We start from the raw sequence: 17,350 nt of genomic DNA, 5'->3' as shown, positions 1-17,350 counted from the left end.
GTCGCGCCCTTTGTTAATTAGGGCGCCTCGCCATGGCTAAATTAACTGTATTTTTTTTTATTTGTAAAAGTTTTTAGTTATCTACTTGTTTGTCTTCATGTTTAGGGAGTTATTTTTTTCGTGCTATATTGCTGCCCATTCTACTGGACAAAAATTTATTTTTCATTCATATCGCGTATCATTTTTCGTCTCAATTCAATGTCATTCTTGCGTTAATAATTTTTTAACTCTTGATAATTATAATTTTAATTAGAGAGAATAAAAAAGGGATAACGCAACATTAAAAAAATACTAATGATAAGTGTAATTTCTTTGGTTTCAATGACAGCTCAAACTTGGGCAGTTAAAGAAGAAGCTGTTGATAGAGAAAATGCTACACTTTTTAGCATACGGGTGGATTAACAAGTGCTTATGTTGAAGCAAAAAAACTTGGAAGCAAGGTTTTGAGTGCTGCAACATCAGCTGCAACTTTTGGTATTTCTGCCGTAAAAAGTGTTGTTGATATTGCAAAAAAATACGGACCAGATATAGCACCTAAGGTTGTTAGTTTGGCTAAAGTAGCAGGACCTTTTGTTTTTGATCTAACAAAAAATATGGTCTAGACGCTATTAATCTAATTTATAAATATGGTCCTTCAACTGTTAAAAGCCTTGTTGCAAAACATGGGGACAAAATCGTTGGTTACGCAATGGATTATGGTCCCAAAGTTTTTGGACTTGTTCAAAAACATGGTCCAGCCGCATTTGATTTATTAGCTAAACTTGGTGCTGCTGCTTTAAAAACACTCTAATTTTTTATTAAAAAGACCCTCTTATGAAGAGGGTTTTTTTATTTGTGTTTTACGAAAACCAATTCTTTTTCGTTTCTAAAAATGTATCATTTTCTAAAGATGTGCGAACATCTTCCATCAATTGATTCATGAAATACACATTGTGCATTGTTAAAAGTTGAATCAATAAAAGTTCTTGCGCTTTCATTAAGTGATTGAGATATGCGCGCGAGAAATTCTTGCAAGTATAACAACCACATTTTTCATCAATGGGGTTTGGGTCATCTTTGAAACGTGCGTTTTTAATATTGATATGATCCGTGTCTGCCGATCTGATAAGTGCATGTCCATGACGCGCAATACGCGTTGGATGGACGCAATCAAATGTATCAACACCCATGGCAACACCTTCCCAAATATCTTTAAGGCCACCAATGCCTAAAAGATGGGTAGGGCGGTCTCGGCGAAGATAAGTGAAGGACATGTTCACTACTTCGTACATTTGCTCTTTGGTGCCCCCTAGGGAGCCGCCAATAGCCTGTCCAAAAAAATCAAGATCGTTCGTGAATTCAGCACTTTCTTGACGTAAATCTGGATAGACGCCGCCTTGAATAATGCCGTATAAGGATTGCTTGCCATTATCGTGACGTTTGAATTCTTGCATGCTTCGATCGGCCCATCTGTGTGATAGACGCATGGAGCGTGCTGTATAATTTTTATCAGCGTGGAAAGGCGTGCATTCATCAAGCACTAAGATGATGTCGGCGCCTAATTTACGTTGGGTTTCGATTGATTTTTCAGGTGTTAAAAGATGAATGGCGCCATCCAAATAGGATTTAAATTTTGCACCTTCTTCCGTGATTTTAAGCATTGTTTTGGGTCTGGACGAATTTCTGCGTCCTTTTATTTCCTCGGCAACCGATCCGTGTCCTAGACTAAAGATTTGGAATCCGCCTGAATCTGTGAGCAATGGTCCATCCCAGCCCATAAATTTGTGCAAACCACCCATTTTTTCAACAAGATCAGCGCCTGGTTGCAGCATAAGATGATATGTATTGGCTAAAATGAATTGCGTTTTGCATTCTTTCATTTGTTGGGGATTAAGGCCTTTAATGGCCGCTTTTGTACCACAAAAAATGAAATTAGGCGTTTGAATGGTGCCGTGTGGGGTATGGATAAGACCTAAACGGGCTTTTGTAGATTCATGTTGTTTTAATATATCGAATTTAAATTGGGACATTGTTTTCTTCATTTGGGTTTTCTTCTTTTGGTTTGAAATAAAGGGCAGCATAAAGAAAAGGTGTATCAAGAATGGCGATAACGCTTCTTAAAAGAAAGCTGCCTAAAACATAGGTCATTAAAAGGGAATGGAGCGGGATTTTGTGTTCAGCGAGTACATAGAAAGCCAGAAAGCTAAACACAAAACTATCTAACAGGCATGAAAAAATGGACGCAATATTATTACGCAGCCATAAAAACCTATCTGAGGTTATTTTTTTGAGTGCTCCATAAATAAAAATATCAAGATGTTGGCTTAGTAAATATGAAAACATACCGGCGATAAAAAGAGTGGGTGTGGGCCTAAAGATTTCAAGCATATGATTATGCATGTCGAGTGCCCATAATAAGTGTTGGTCAGTACTTGTTAAGGGTTTAAAGCCAAGGGTTAATGTCATGAAGAGGGTAAATAATAAGAAGCCAAAAAAGCCGAGCATCACCCCTTTTTGAGCTGCCTTTTGACCATAGCATTCGTAAAGAATATCTGTGCATAAAAAAGTGGATGTGAAAAGGGTGGTGCCTAAGGCAATAGGATCTGGAAAAACTTCAAATTGAACAAGCTTTAAGACTTGGATATTGGCGCAAATGACAGCAACGATGATATAGGCATAAAGACCAATTTTGCCAAAATAACGAAAAGTCATCACAATGCTGGTATAACAGAGCAAAAAAAGAATTGCCCAAACAAAAGCAGGCGATATAGAATTTAAAAAATCAATAAGATATGTCATTAGATATCAATGAGGATAAAACAAAAGGAGGAAAGAATCCCTCCTTTTGAGAATTTAGAGCTGTATTAAGCAGCTTTTGGAGCATTGTCCATAGCACGGAGCAAACGACGTTTAATACGTTGCGCTGTGGTCGGAAGCTTTAAATTAGATGTTTTAAGTAAGAACGCATCAATGCCGCCTGCATGATCTACAGTGCGAATTGCATTGGTTGAAAGGCGCAATTTAAGAGGTCCTAAAATTTGGCTCATTAGCGTCGTTCTTTGAATATTGGGGAGAAACCTGCGCCTTGTTTTATTATTCGCGTGGCTTACATTATTCCCTGACATGGGGCCTTTTGCATTAAGACGACAAACTCTAGCCATAATACGTACTCATTCCTATTTCGAATTACTATCAAGAACATATTTTTAAACAATTTTGGTATGCTCTGTCAAGAGAAATAAAAAAGCAACGGTTAAAATAAGATATATCTGACTTTTAATGTGCCTTGTTTCGCAATGGTATTGTGCGGTTTTTGCGAAAATAATGATTAAAGAAATTTTGAAACATATTAATTATATGCTTTTTGTCTACGATTATGCGCCTATCGCTTATCCAAAAATCAAAGAAATGTATGTTGAAAATAAACTTATAGATAGTCAATTTATTGATGCGTTAAAAGTTATGGCGGCTTTAGGTCATGTTCAATCTGTAAAAGATCTTGTTGATTTTTATAGAAAAGGTGAAATTGTAGTTAAAGATATTTCTTTTGTATCTAAGTTAGAGGCTAAAATACAAAGTCTTGAGAGAGATGATGTTTTTAAAGAATTTGTAGGTCGTTAATGTTTTTGAGTTAAATAATCCAAGTGTTAATCTTGGGTTATGTGTATATTATACTTAGTTCTTTTTCTGTAATTCAGTTTTTAACAATGCGATACCTTCCTTAACAAAAGGCCGTTCTGCCTATTTTTGGATAATATATCAAAAAATCGAAACAATTCAGGTGTAAATTTTATAAATTGGATATCTGTTTAATTTAACCAAATTTTTATTATTTAGAACAAACTAATCTGTTTGAATTTATTTGATAATTCTATTTTTATTTTTGTTTTTTTAAAGAGTAAATTATATTTATTAAAATATGTTGACTTTTTTATTTAAGTGTAATAAAACTTCGTGTAATTAAGTGTGAATGTTAATAAAACTAAATAAAATCTCTCTTACAATTATAGAATGGGAATCAAAAGGAATGAAAATAAATCGTTTGATCGTGAGTTTGTTGCTATTGTCATTATGGCTTAGTGTGGCTGATGCTGGAAATTTTATGCCAAATGGGCCTTATGTGATGTGGGTTGATGAGGGCGATGAAACTGACGTTTCTGAGAATGAAGAAGCTGATGCTCCTGATGATGTAGAGGTTAATAGAATTAATATTTCTGAAATTGATGAGGCTCAGACTCAAACAATAGTTTCTCTTCCTATTGTAGAGAGTGTTTTGCCAGGTTCAGGGCAGGTGTTGGATTTAGGAGGGGATCAAGAGTGTTTCGATGAAAATGAATTAGTACTTTTTCCACAAAAAGAGGTTTTTACAATAGATTCTTTGTATGAATTCATTAAGCAATTTAAAGATTCATTGATAGAAAATAGTTATATAAAATTATTCTTAAAGAATAAATTGTATAAAACGTTTCTAAGTTATTGTATTTCTAGAAGCTTCGCTCCTCCTTGGAACCAGCGTGAATTGTCAATCGTAAATCTTGATAAGATTATTCTTTTAGCGCTTGTGTTTGAGGATAATCAGCAAAGACGCTATCAGTATATTTTAGGATTAAAAGAGAAAACTAAGGATCAATCTCTTCAAAATATCTATACGCAATTAACAAAAGATTTTGAAAATGTCATTGAGTTTGATTCTTTTATTGAATTTATCTCACAAATTAATGAAGAATTGGCTCAAATTTATGTATCACTAGCCGATAATATAGAATTGCATTCTGAAAATGATTTACCGCTGGCTGTTAAAAGAGCCATAAAAAAATTATGTCACTTAAGTAAAGTGCAAAATATTAGGCATCCAAATGTATCTATTGGTTGTGGTGTTTCTACTTGTTTTTCAGGTGTAAAGACAGTGGAAGATTACTTAAAATCTCTTTTTAAATATGAATTGGAGTCTTTTGTAGAAAAAATGAGTTTAATATGTAAAAAAAATAAATTTGATTTTGCAGAAAGGATTTCTTTTTGTTTTTTATCATTGAATAATATGAAAATTGATGATTATGATAGTTTTTATTATGTTCCTTACTTTAACAAAGAAGGTTTTTTGAAGATCAGGTGTGATGCATCTGAATGGAGTGAAGTACGAGTTGGTTTTCCTTCTTATCACAACATACTGAAATCTTTTTTTTATGAACCTTTTGGTCAAAATGTAGAGAAAAGCAAAGGGTTGCTTTCGTTTGCTGAGAGTGTTTTGAAAAAAATCGAAAAAAATCCTGATGATTTCAAACATGAATTGGGTGATTTGTTCGATTTTTATGAGACTTTTTTTGATGTGTTTGCATATGATGAAGCCTATAAAGTGTATTCTATGATGAGAGGATTATTGGATCAATCTCTTTTAGTTTACATGAATGAAAATCTTTCATCCGCTGATAACAGTATTTTGCAGCTCTATAGAAAAATGACTTATGGTAATGATTATATTAAGTTTTTAGACGCTTGCGTGTATCAAATGCCTTATGTTTATCAAAAAGCCATTCATGGTAAATTTTCAGAACAAAATAAAGATTTTATTGCGCCATTAGAGCTTGAGTTTTTGATAGAAAAAATAAATGAGTTTTATCAGAAGTTAGTTCATAAATTTAAATATTGTCCGTCAACTGATCATAAATATCGTTATGATACTTACGGGCTTGAAGATCTTTATACAAATATTCAAATGCTTGTTTCTAATGGTTCAGCTTGTTATAGGCCTCAATATACTGCTTTGAATTGTGCTGTACGAGAGTTGCCTGTTGGTTTGAATGATGATAAGCATGTGGGTAATTTTGGTCATATCGTCGAGCATTTTGATCCTAATGATGCACATTATTATAATAGTCAGTTGAAGCCTTTTTCATCTGAAATGAAAAGATTTGAGCAAAAACCATGTGGTGAAATAAGTTTCTTCCGTAAATATCCTTGCAAGTTTATAACTGATAAGGAAATCGATTCTTATTATAACCGTGAAGAATCGTATAACGTTTATAATAAAGGTTATGGGGGCAAAGATCCTAGTTGCGGCAGTAAGATTTATTATCAAGATAGTGTAGGGTAACCTTAATAAGCTACTTTAATAGACTTCTTTTGAAACTTTACTATTGTGGCCGATTGATGTGTCGTTTCGGTGCTCAGATCCTCATGTATGAAGAATACACAAGGGAACCCGTGCCGAACTTCTATTACTCGCCTCACATTAATGAGTTTCGAAAGAAGTCTAATATTTCACCATAAACATATGTTCTATGACCATAATTATTTTAATTGAAACTATATGTGTTTTTTAATTTTTTTCAGCTTGCCTTAGGTAATTCAATTTCTAGTAATTCAACACTTTCTTCAACAACATTCAAAACATGATAATGAATCGAGAAATAACTTGAAAAAATCACTTATAAATTGATGAATCGTATTTTATGCTAAATCATCTTAATTATTTATTAATTCTTTTTTGTTAACATAAAACTAGGCATGTTAATGGAGAATTAAAATGAAAAAAAACATTCTATTATATTTTTCAATTTTTTTATTATGTTTAAGTGGTCCTAAAGTTTATGCGATAACTGAAGATGATCATCCTGAAATTCAACAAGAAAAGTTAAAAATAATTGATGAAATGGTTGCACAAAAAGAAAGTTTTTTTGATCCACTTTATGTTGAAAAAAATATAGAATTGTTACGCAAAGACTTAACAAAAAATTTTCCTGATTATGTAGAAAAATTGGGTGAAGATAGTCAAAAACTTGAAGATATATATGCTCAATATATAACTGATTTACGCTCCAAAAATATTGAAAACTCTTCAAATATATTGCGTATTAATTTAGGGAAGATGTCTTTAGGCGATCTTATTTTTTATAGAAAATTTATGACATCACCGTTGGGTATTAAGAGCTTGAAATTTCAAACCGATTTTATACATGAAATACCAGACCCTAAATTTAAATCATTGGCTGATCTTATCATCAAACTCCCGGCGAAGGAATTGCGGGAAAAAAGCTTGGCCGAAGTATATGTAAAATTATCAGGTCTTAAAAGGTGGATTCAAGCGAGTAATAGGCGTGTAATGCAGTCAATGATTGCCCGGGCGCCATAGTATAAAACAATCATTCGAGATACGATGATAAAGGATGAAAAAAAATATATTCGTGTGGCTATTGCTTATGCAAAGTCACATTTTACTGAGGCTGAGCTCACTGACATTATTTCTTTTTATAATAATCCATTTTTCAAGGGAAGAAATAAAAAGTTGAAATATGTCGAAAAAGAACAACCTATTAAAAAAGAAAAAAATACGTTTTTAGATATTGCAAAGCGAGCGATTCAGCAAGGATTAAACAAAGAGTACTTTGAAAAATATGTTGTCTCCTTGGAGAAATAAAATTTCGTGTTAATAGCAAAAATAGCTGAAAACATCATATGTCAGCTTGCTTTTGGCAATTCAATTTCCATTAGCTCAACACCTTCTTCAACAACGTCACCAACATGATAGTGGATAGAGATTATTTTGCCATCATTATGCGCACGAATAATATGTTCCATTTTCATGGCTTCTAGAATAACAAGCTCTTTACCTTTTATAACATCGTCACCAATATTCACTAGAATATCAACGACTTTCCCGGTCATTGGTGCCATGGTGTGGCCAGCATCTTTGCTATGATCATCGCCTATTAAAAATGAATCAGGTTTTTTGAAACTTAAGATCTGACCTTCTGAAATCAATATATATGATTGATTTTGAATATAAAAATCAACATGAAACGTATTGTTGTTGATTGTAATTGAAAGTTTTTTGGCTTTTAGAGTCCCTTTAATTTTATAGGTTTGATCCAATGTCATTAAAAAGGAATCACCCAAATGATTAATAACGATATCTTGCATGACATCGTTATATTGTAATTTTAGCGTTTCTGTTTTGGGCATATTAATACGAAAATTATCACAAATTGACCAAGGTGAATTTTGATCGGAAGGCTGACGTGATAAAATAATACCTAAAGCGATACTTAACCAATGCATCTCTTTAGGTTCAAAAGCGGGTGGTAATAATTCACTTAAATGGCGGTCGATAAAAGTAACATCTACATTCCACGCTTGAATTTGAGGATGAGTTAACAAATGACGTAAGAAGGGAATATTTGTTTTAACACCTCCAATGATTGTTTGCTGAAGGGAGGCTTCTAGTTTTTTGACCGCTTGATCTCGATCTTCTCCCCATACGACTAATTTCCCGATCATGGGATCAAAATAATGACTAATTTTGTCAAATTCTTGAACACCAATGTCGATTCGTTCATTAGGGAAGGAAAGGGGGCTTAGGATGCCGGTTGAGGGTAAGAAATTTTGAGAAGGATCTTCGGCATAAAGACGGGCTTCCATCGCATGCCCTATGGGCGCGTCAGGTCGCTGTTCGCGTTGTAGGGGTTTGCCTTCAGCCACCCAAATTTGCCACGCCACAAGATCAAGCCCTGTGATCATTTCGGTCACGGGGTGCTCAACTTGCAATCGTGTATTCATTTCCATGAAATAAAAATGGTTGTCCTGGTCGAGTAAAAACTCAACGGTACCTGCCCCTAAATAATTGACGCTCTCGGCAGCTTTCACAGCTGTTTGACAGATTTTTTCGCGTAATTCAAAAGGAAGGTTTACGGAAGGTGCTTCTTCTATAATTTTTTGATAACGACGTTGCAGGGTACATTCACGCTCAAAAAGATGAATCACATGACCGAAACTATCACCAAATACTTGTACTTCAATATGGCGCGGGTTTGAAAGATAGCGTTCAAGAATAATACGTGAATCACCGAAAGATGATAAAGCTTCGCGTCGGCCTGAATGTAATTGGGGTAAAAAATCTTCAACTTTATGAACGATTTTCATACCTTTGCCACCGCCACCAGCGGATGGTTTTAAGATAAGTGGAAAACCGATTTTTTGTGCTTGCTCTAAAAGATAAGCATCATCTTGATTATCGCCTTCATAGCCAGGTAATAGGGGCACGTGACTGGCTGCCATTAATTTTTTGGACGCCGCTTTGTCACCCATTTGACGAATAGTGATGGATTTAGGTCCTATAAAAATTATATTGGCCTGTTCAACTTTTTCTGCAAAATCAGCATTTTCAGATAAAAAACCATAGCCAGGATGGATGGCATCAGCTTTTATGTCTTTTGCAATTTGTATAATTTTATCTTGGTTCAAATAAGTTTCTTGAGCCGTGAGACCTTGTAGTGAAATGGCATGATCAGAAAGTTTGACATGTTGTGCATTTGCGTCTGTATCCGCATAGATGGCAATGGTTTTGATGCCTAATTTTTTGCATGTGCGTATGACACGACAGGCAATTTCACCACGATTGGCAATTAAAATGGATTTTATGTTTTTATTCATCATGTTAATCATATTTATTTCTTTGCAAATTCTTTTGTCCAGGCAGGTTGTCTTTTTTCAAAGAAAGCATTCAGGCCTTCTTTGCCTTCGTTTGAAGCGCGTCTTTCAGCGATAATTTTTGATGTTTCTTGTTTGAGTGTATCGATTGATATAGTTGTTCCAAGATCAAAAATAAGTTTCTTGCTTATTTGCTGGGCGATGGGATCACCATTTAAAATTTGGGCTAACATTTTGTCTGTTTTTTCTTGGAAATCTAAATCATTCCAGGTTTGGTGTACAAGTCCCATGTCTAAAGCGTCTTTGGCTGAAAATAATTCGGCGCTTAATAGGTAACGTCTCGCGTGGCGTTGACCTATTGCATTAATAATGTAAGGGGCAATGGTTGAGGCAACCAATCCTAGTTTTACTTCGCTTAATGTGAAGTTTGTTTTTTCGTGTGCAATAACGATATCGCAGCAAGCAATAAGCCCAACGCCGCCACCATAAGCAGGGCCCTGAACAATAGCAATTGTGGGGCGTGGAAAAGCATTCAACTTTTCAAGAAGGGTGGCAAGCTTAAAAGCATCTTGGTAATTGGCGTCTTGATCTAAGACGGCCATGCGTTTCATCCAATCAAGATCCGCTCCTGCACAAAAGCTTTTGCCATTGGCTTTTAATACAAGGCATCTAAGGTCGTTGATTGTGCCAAAGTAATCAAGTGCATCCGTAAGCTCTTGAATGAGCAGCTCATTGAAAGCATTGTGTTTTTCTGGACGGTCAAGGGTTATAAAGCCTCTGTGCAATGCATCAATTTCTATGGTGATATTTATAAAAAGTTTCATGATCTACATTCTAAATATGCCAAAACGACTTTCTGGAATGGGGGCACCTAAACAAGCATGCAATGCAAGGCCTAATACACGCCTTGAGTCAGAAGGTGCAATGATACCATCATCCCAAAGGCGTGCGGAAGAATAATAAGGGCTACCTTTTGCTTCAAATTGGGTACGGATTGGGGCTTTAAATGCCTCTTCTTCCTCACGCGTCCAATCTTTGCCTTCGCTTTCCATTTTATCGCGACGAATCTGAGAAAGAACACTTGCTGCTTGTTCTCCACCCATGACTGAAATACGCGCATTGGGCCACATAAACATAAAACGAGGACTATAAGATCTGCCGCACATACTATAATTACCAGCACCAAAAGAGCCACCAATGACGAGTGTTAATTTAGGGACATCAGCACAGGCAACAGCATTTACCATTTTCGCACCATCTTTGGCGATGCCTTGGCTTTCATATTTGCGTCCAACCATAAAGCCATTGATATTTTGAAGGAAAAGAAGCGGTATTTTGCGTTTAGCGCATAATTCAATAAAATGTGCACCCTTTTGGGCAGATTCGGAATATAAAATGCCATTATTGGCTACAATACCAATGGGGCAGCCCATTAAATGTGCAAATCCTGTAACGAGCGTTTGACCATAAAGGGCTTTAAACTCATCAAAAGCGCTTTGATCGACAAGACGTGCAATAATTTCGCGTACATCATACGTTTTACGAGGGTCTGAAGGAACAATATAGTCAAGTTCATGCGGCGAATAGAGGGGTTCTTTAATGGGTTTTAAGATGACGTCATGTGGTTTTTGGCGGTTAAGATTAGCCATAATTTGACGTGCAATTATAAGAGCATGTTGATCATTTTCAGCGTAATGATCGGCAACACCTGATATTTTGCAATGTACATCAGCGCCCCCCAAATCTTCAGCGCTCACAATTTCGCCGGTGGCGGCTTTGACAAGGGGAGGGCCTGCTAAAAATATTGTGCCTTGGTTGCGCACGATGATTGTTTCGTCTGACATAGCGGGTACATAAGCACCGCCTGCAGTACAAGACCCTAAAACGACTGCTATTTGTGGAATGTTTTTAGCAGACATGCGTGCTTGATTGTAAAATATACGACCAAAATGATCGCGGTCTGGAAAGACTTCATCTTGCATAGGTAAAAAGGCACCGCCCGAATCAACAAGATAAACACAAGGTAAATGATTGGTTTCAGCGATTTCTTGGGCACGTAAATGTTTTTTAACAGTAATCGGATAATAAGTGCCGCCTTTGACGGTTGCATCATTAGCAACTATCATTGTGGGTCTACCATGAATGGGGCCAATACCAGTGATGATGCTACCTGCTGGAACATCATCATTATATAATTTGTAGCCTGCGAAAGCTGAAAGCTCTAAAAAAGGGGCTCCTGGATCAATGAGTGCGTTAATTCGTTCGCGTGGCAGAAGTTTACCGCGTGCAGAATGTTTAATACGCGCTGATTCAGAACCGCCTAATTCAATTTGTTCAGCCTTAATGCGTAATTCTTCGACCAATGTCTGCATGGAGCTTGCATTACTAATAGATTGATTTTCTTTAAGGTTTAACGTTGATGATAATGCGTTTAAACTCATTAATATATCCAATTCTTTAAATTGCTTAGGATTTTAAGAGTATAAAGCCAAGACGTGCGTTGTGTCAATTTTACGCAAGATAATTTTTTGAAATTAACTTTCAAAAATAAGATGCATTTTGAATTTTAATTCTTTATTTTTTATTTTGGATGTAATAAACTAATATAAGTTTGAGTCTGTTCTTTAATCCAAAATATTAGGTGTGAAAATGAATGTTATAAAAATTTTTATGATGTGCGTTCTTGTTTTCAACGCATTCATTCCTTTTTCATATGCAGCTAAAGAAGGTCCGTCTTCCTCTGACTTAGGATTAGAAGATGATAATCCGATTAAAAAAAACAAATGTCCTGATTTCACATTTGATAAAATTATTGATGAATTATTAACAGGTTCTGCGGACATAAATCATGATGTTTTAGGACATGAAAAATCGTCTTGGGCATTAACGAGAGAAGGCGATCATGATCAATGGCGTGATGTTTTAAAGAAAGATGCTGTGATCAAAAGAATTACTAAATATCCATATTTAGCGATTGATGATTTGTATATTAATAAAGAAGATATTTTAAATGCTCCTGCTGATTCTGGGTTAGATTCTGAAGTAGTGTCTAAGTCAGAAAAAAAAATATATATTTCCGGAGCAGAAACAAAAATGTATTGTGATTACACAATTACTTACGAAAATAACGCATTAGAATTTACTGTTTTTCAAGAGTTAGAATCTGTTGATCCTACTAAATATTATGAAGAAGAGTTGCAAAATGAATTGCAACAAGTAATTGAAGATACAAAATTTCAACGAGAAGAAGAATATGAGAGGGACGTTAAACTATTAGCTGAACAAATAGCATATAATCAAGCTACAAAAATACAAAAAAATAATACTGGGCTTTTTAAGGGTATTGTTTTAGGTGGATTATTGGGATTAGGATTAACGTATTTTGTTGTTAAAAATGATTCAACTATTTAATAAAAATATCTTGATAAAGCAAGATTTTTCAGTTAGTAAAGCATCACTTATTTGTTTTTATAGGAGTGATGCAATCATGTTAACAGTTTTAAAATTAGTTTTGTGTTTAAATGGGGCCTATGGTCTTAAGGTTGGGGATGTAACATATCAATGTGCCATTGGAAAATCAGGCATTATTGAAAATAAAGTTGAAGGTGATGAAGGAACGCCAGTGGGTCGTTTTCATCTTAAAAACCTTTATTATAGAAAAGATAAATTTGTAGAAGAACCTCAGACGGGATTGCCCAAAATCGAAATTACACAAGATTTAGGATGGTGTGATGAGCCAACACATCCAGAGTATAATCGTCCTGTAACTTCATCCTTTGATTTTTCTCATGAAAAAATGTGGCGTGAAGATGATCTGTATGATTTGGTCATTGAAATAGACCATAATTCGGATCCCGTCGTGCCGGACAAGGGAAGTGCTGTTTTCATTCACGTTGCCAGAGAAGGTTACACACCAACAGCAGGTTGTATTGCACTAAAAAAAGAAGATTTGCTAGAAATATTAAAAATGGTTAGTCGGCGTGTAATATTAGAAGTTAAAAACCCTGGGATTTTCGATTAAAAATTGTATTTTCTCTCTTTCCGCGGCAAATTCCGTGGGATTATTGTGAAGATGGTGTTCGTCGTTGCGAGTGGCGGAGCCACGTGGCAATCCAGTCTTAAAATTAACATTTAAAACTTTTTAAAGGTGTTTTTTCTGGATTGCTTCTTCGCTTTCTGCTCATCGCAACGACGGAATCCTTGGTTTTTCAATAAGATCAATGTCGCGTTCGTGTATAATTTCATTTATCAGTCAAAGCGATCCAGATGTAATTAAATTTTTCATGACATTTTTCCAAAATTTTAAGTAAATCTGGATCAAAATGACCTTTAGGATCGATGCGATCATCACCTTTTAAAAGGATATCCATTGTCTCTGTATGTGAATATCCTTTTTTATAGGGACGTTCAGAGCGTAACGCATCATAAATATCGGCAAGTTGAACAATGCGCGCTGAAAGTGGAATTTCGTTTCCTTTTAAGTGTCGCGGATAACCGGTTCCATCCCATTTTTCATGGTGACAATAAGCAATATCTGCAGCCATTTTGAGGCGATCAGATTGGATAAGTATTTTGTAACCATAATAGGTGTGAAGGTTCATTTCAGCACGTTCTTCAGGATTCAGTTGCTGTTGTTTTTTAAGAATAGCTGAATTGACGCTCATTTTGCCAACATCATGCAATTGAGCGCAATATCGAATTTCATCACAAAATTCTTTAGGCATGCCGTATTCTTGAGCCAACACATAACTATATTCATTGACACGGACAATATGGTTGCCGGTAACTTCGTCGTGTAATTCAGCCGCTTTCGCCAATAATTCGATTGATATTTTAAACGCTTGTTCAGTTTCTTGTTGTTGCTCTGTTATAATTTTGCGTTGTTTTTCGAGCAATCTATTTTTCTTTTCGAGTTCTTTTTTCTTGAGGGCCATTTTTTCATGCGCATCAATTCGTTCGATTGCGCGACCAATAATATGGTTTACAGCTGAAATAAATTTTAATTGTGCAGATTCAAAAGGAATGGGGGATTTAACACCTTTTAGACGTCTATTGATTAATTGCACGACGCCAATTGTTTTGCCTTCAAAAGTGCTTAAGGGAAAGGCCATAACAGATTTGCTTTTATATCCACTTTCTTGGTCATAAGAGGGATTAAAACGATAAGGAAGATCGTTCTGAAGCGTATAAACATCGTCAATAAGTACGTATTTCCCTGAAACAGCGACATAAGATGCAATCGCAGGTCCGTTAATGTCAATGTTAAAACCGGAGTGGGAGAGGGGCATTTTATCATTTTGAATAGAAACGGGCTCAAGCCACGTTTTTCTTTTTTTGCGTAAAATATAAATAGTGCCTGCTTCAGATTCTGTTGCCTTACGTAATTTGATGAGTATTTTATCTAGAAATAGAGAAAGAGATTCTTCTTTTATTTGCTCAACATATTCAATGAATTCTAGTATTTTATTCATTTTAAACCCCATGAGAGTATTTTAATATGTTTTTTGTGGGGATACAAGGTTTATGGAGGGCGAACGTGTGATGCAAAAAAAGCCATTATTTCTTGAGGATAAATCTTAAAATAATGGCACTTTAAAAAAAAAATGTACTTTTTTTTGTTTTATTTAGGGGTTCCTACAAGGGTGATAATGTTTGATTTTTTGCCATTAATAAAAAGCGTGCCTTTAGGTTCTTTGCGATAGGATATATTACTACCTAATCGATTATCCATAATAAGTTCAATGCTTTCATTATCATTAATAAGTGCTTCAAGAGTCATTTTATCTGCATCATTTTTAAATGTAAATGTGGCTTCTTTTGTTTCAAAAGTTCCATCTAAAAGTTGATTTATAGGGGAAATAAATGGTCCAGATTTATTCGAAAAAATTGGTTTATATTTTGATACATCTATTAAAAGTATTTCATCTTTTAATTTGTAATCATTTAGATATACATCGTATTGTGCACGGATGGTGCCATTGGCAAGATCTTCTTTTTCTCCATTGCAGATGATTTTAACTATTGGTGTTCTGTCTGGAAGCATGTTCCCTAAGTCATAATCACTGATGCGAAGCGATAATTTGTTTCTTATTTCGGTGGCGTCAGATAATCTGCTAAAAGGATTGTAAAACCTAAACTTATCAGCATTTAATAATTTTATAATATCTGAACAATCATCTTTGTTTGAAAGAGTATATATACGTTCAAATTTATCCCTTACACTTTCCTCTAGCAAAAGTAGATACATGAAATTGCTGTCTTTTTGTGTTTTGTTGCTAAAAGATCTAAAAGGATATTCTTCTGGTCGCATTTCTAAATATTTTCTTCCTTCATCTTTTGCATGATTTAAAAAATGCCATATAGCAAATTTTCTTTTTTCTTCATCTGTAGATAGTGTTTCGGCATGATCGTATAAATCTTTGTACATATGAAGATAGGCGAAAGGATTAAAATATTTTCTTCCTTCACTTTTTCCATGTGTTAAATAATGATTTATAGAAAATTCTGTTTTTTCTTTATCTGTGGATAGTGTTTCAGAGTGATTGTATAAATCTTGGTACATATGAAGATAGCACAAAGCAATATCTTGTTCGTCATCGCTTCCAACTGCAATTAATGGTGTGTTCATAAAGCTTAAAGAAAGCATGGAAAGAAATGCTATAAGGGATAGTTTTTTTCTCATTTTAAAATTTCCTAAATTTACTTGATTGATTTTGAATAGATTTATAATATAAAAAATTAATTGAATCAATACGCAAAAAATACGTATTGATTTTTTTAAAAAATTATAGTTCTAACGAAAAACCATATTCTTGTTTAAAACTCTTTCCAACCTGCAAAAACTTGATTAAACTTTTAATATGAAAACATTATGTCTCTTTTTTGTATTTTTAGCTTTTTCGGTCAATATCCTGAATGCTATTCCTATTTTAAGGGTGTTTTTGCCCTCTCAAAACCCTATTGAAAAAGCTGGTTTTATTCTGGCGCAGAAAAAAGAATTATATGCAGAGAAAAATCTGAATGTTAATTTTATCGAAGCAAATCAAGAAGATCCGCTAACTGCTTTAGATTATGGTTTAGCTGATATTGTTCAAGAATCTTTACCGATTGCGCTTGCTAAAGGTGCTAAAAATCCTGCTTATACGCTTTATGCGCAATTATATCAAATGCCAACAACCACTATTGCTTGTATTAAACCGGGTGTTGAAAATCTTCAACAATTAGCGGGTAAAAATATTGGCTATTCCAGCCCTAAAGATTTGCTTAATACGCAGATTTGGTTTGCTTATACGGGGTTTAATATGGAGGGCGCAAATCCTTTATATAAATTCGAACGCTTCGATAATTTAGGCGAGGCTTTTAGTCGCGGTAAATTAAGTTGTGGTGTAATGGAACGTCATCAAGTACCCTTGGTAACAGCCAAAACGACAAGCCAATTTAGTTTTTTTAGTCCAACTTTCGAACAAGGTGGCGTTTTATCGGAAGGGTTATATATTAATGAAACGTCATTGCAATCACCTGATTTTAAATCCAATTTAGAATTATTTTTGAAAATTTCGGAAGCTGGTTGGCGCTATTGTTTTGAGCATAAAGAAGAATTCTATATGCAGATTCTAGACCAGAAATTTAAAGATATCATACCATTGGAAGTGGCATTGCGCACATTGTCTTTGATTGAAGAAAATTTTGACTTTAAAGCGCAGATTCCTTTTGGATTGGTTTCTAAAACTAAAATTAATTATACTGTGATTAATATGTTGAAAACACCAAACTATTCACAATTATCTGATTATCCGAAGAATTCATTTTTTTTGAATTAATATCATATTAAAAAAAGTTAAACAATTTACCAATCTACCGGACAATTTTAATTTTTATGATAGAAATTAGCGCCATACACCTTTGTTTTCCTGGACCCTGGATCCGCATTCGAGCCCTTTGGGCTCTC

At 34.7% G+C, this 17,350-nt stretch carries 16 protein-coding genes; 8 read left to right on the top strand and 8 right to left on the bottom strand.

Annotated features, from left to right (window positions below; all coding sequences use genetic code 11):
- Nucleotides 1-443 precede the first annotated feature (443 nt).
- Nucleotides 444-602 (top strand): hypothetical protein, encoded by a 159-nt coding sequence (locus tag Q8L85_04570; protein ID MDP1723957.1) that lies wholly within the window; start codon nt 444-446, stop codon nt 600-602.
- Nucleotides 603-839: 237 nt separating this feature from the next.
- Here the strand turns inward: Q8L85_04570 and tgt are convergent, their stop codons facing one another.
- The 3 genes from tgt to rpmB form a co-directional block, all read right to left on the bottom strand.
- On the bottom strand, nt 840-2,009 hold the full coding sequence (gene tgt, locus Q8L85_04565; protein MDP1723956.1) for a tRNA guanosine(34) transglycosylase Tgt: 1,170 nt from the start codon (nt 2,007-2,009) through the stop codon (nt 840-842).
- Complete coding sequence (locus Q8L85_04560; protein MDP1723955.1) at nt 1,996-2,778, bottom strand: queuosine precursor transporter; 783 nt, start codon at nt 2,776-2,778, stop codon at nt 1,996-1,998. Before Q8L85_04560 ends, tgt begins: the two co-directional genes overlap by 14 nt.
- Before the next feature lie 65 nt (nt 2,779-2,843).
- A complete protein-coding gene (gene rpmB / locus Q8L85_04555) occupies nt 2,844-3,140 on the bottom strand; it encodes a 50S ribosomal protein L28 (GenBank protein MDP1723954.1) in 297 nt (98 codons plus the stop codon).
- Between the two features lie 163 nt (nt 3,141-3,303).
- On the opposite strand from rpmB, the gene Q8L85_04550 reads away from it, so the two are divergent.
- The 4 genes from Q8L85_04550 (at nt 3,304) to Q8L85_04535 (ending at nt 7,393) form a co-directional block, all read left to right on the top strand.
- On the top strand, nt 3,304-3,600 hold the full coding sequence (locus Q8L85_04550) for a hypothetical protein (protein ID MDP1723953.1): 297 nt from the start codon (nt 3,304-3,306) through the stop codon (nt 3,598-3,600).
- 406 nt (nt 3,601-4,006) lie between these two features.
- Complete coding sequence (locus Q8L85_04545) at nt 4,007-6,070, top strand: hypothetical protein (GenBank protein MDP1723952.1); 2,064 nt, start codon at nt 4,007-4,009, stop codon at nt 6,068-6,070.
- 432 nt (nt 6,071-6,502) lie between these two features.
- On the top strand, nt 6,503-7,108 hold the full coding sequence (locus Q8L85_04540) for a hypothetical protein (GenBank protein ID MDP1723951.1): 606 nt from the start codon (nt 6,503-6,505) through the stop codon (nt 7,106-7,108).
- A 24-nt stretch (nt 7,109-7,132) separates the two neighbouring features.
- Nucleotides 7,133-7,393: a DUF2059 domain-containing protein gene (locus Q8L85_04535; GenBank protein ID MDP1723950.1), complete on the top strand. Its 261-nt coding sequence runs from the start codon at nt 7,133-7,135 to the stop codon at nt 7,391-7,393.
- Between the two features lie 41 nt (nt 7,394-7,434).
- On the opposite strand, the gene Q8L85_04530 is transcribed toward Q8L85_04535, so the two are convergent.
- From Q8L85_04530 to Q8L85_04520, 3 genes are read right to left on the bottom strand one after another with little or no spacing between them, the layout of a single operon-like run.
- Complete coding sequence (locus tag Q8L85_04530; protein MDP1723949.1) at nt 7,435-9,405, bottom strand: acetyl/propionyl/methylcrotonyl-CoA carboxylase subunit alpha; 1,971 nt, start codon at nt 9,403-9,405, stop codon at nt 7,435-7,437.
- A gap of 14 nt (nt 9,406-9,419) precedes the next feature.
- Nucleotides 9,420-10,226: an enoyl-CoA hydratase-related protein gene (locus Q8L85_04525; protein MDP1723948.1), complete on the bottom strand. Its 807-nt coding sequence runs from the start codon at nt 10,224-10,226 to the stop codon at nt 9,420-9,422.
- Between the two features lie 3 nt (nt 10,227-10,229).
- Nucleotides 10,230-11,843, bottom strand: coding sequence for a carboxyl transferase domain-containing protein (locus Q8L85_04520; GenBank protein ID MDP1723947.1), 1,614 nt, complete (start codon nt 11,841-11,843; stop codon nt 10,230-10,232).
- A 208-nt stretch (nt 11,844-12,051) separates the two neighbouring features.
- Here Q8L85_04520 and Q8L85_04515 point away from each other — a divergent pair, with 208 nt between their 5' ends.
- Entirely contained in the window at nt 12,052-12,813 is a 762-nt protein-coding gene (locus Q8L85_04515; GenBank protein ID MDP1723946.1) for a hypothetical protein, read from the top strand.
- A 76-nt stretch (nt 12,814-12,889) separates the two neighbouring features.
- Nucleotides 12,890-13,423: a L,D-transpeptidase family protein gene (locus tag Q8L85_04510; protein MDP1723945.1), complete on the top strand. Its 534-nt coding sequence runs from the start codon at nt 12,890-12,892 to the stop codon at nt 13,421-13,423.
- 220 nt (nt 13,424-13,643) lie between these two features.
- On the opposite strand, the gene Q8L85_04505 is transcribed toward Q8L85_04510, so the two are convergent.
- On the bottom strand, nt 13,644-14,873 hold the full coding sequence (locus tag Q8L85_04505) for an HD domain-containing phosphohydrolase (protein MDP1723944.1): 1,230 nt from the start codon (nt 14,871-14,873) through the stop codon (nt 13,644-13,646).
- 149 nt (nt 14,874-15,022) lie between these two features.
- The gene (locus Q8L85_04500) at nt 15,023-16,084 is read right to left on the bottom strand and encodes a hypothetical protein (protein ID MDP1723943.1); all 1,062 of its coding nucleotides are present in this window, start codon (nt 16,082-16,084) and stop codon (nt 15,023-15,025) included.
- A 178-nt stretch (nt 16,085-16,262) separates the two neighbouring features.
- Here Q8L85_04500 and Q8L85_04495 point away from each other — a divergent pair, with 178 nt between their 5' ends.
- On the top strand, nt 16,263-17,222 hold the full coding sequence (locus Q8L85_04495; GenBank protein MDP1723942.1) for an ABC transporter substrate-binding protein: 960 nt from the start codon (nt 16,263-16,265) through the stop codon (nt 17,220-17,222).
- The last annotated feature ends 128 nt before the right edge of the window (nt 17,223-17,350 follow it).

The sequence above is a fragment of the Alphaproteobacteria bacterium genome (assembly GCA_030680745.1).
In the GTDB taxonomy this organism is placed as follows: Bacteria; Pseudomonadota; Alphaproteobacteria; order JAUXUR01; family JAUXUR01; genus JAUXUR01.
Note: the sequence above shows the minus strand (reverse complement) of the source record. Positions and strands in the feature narration are given on the sequence as shown.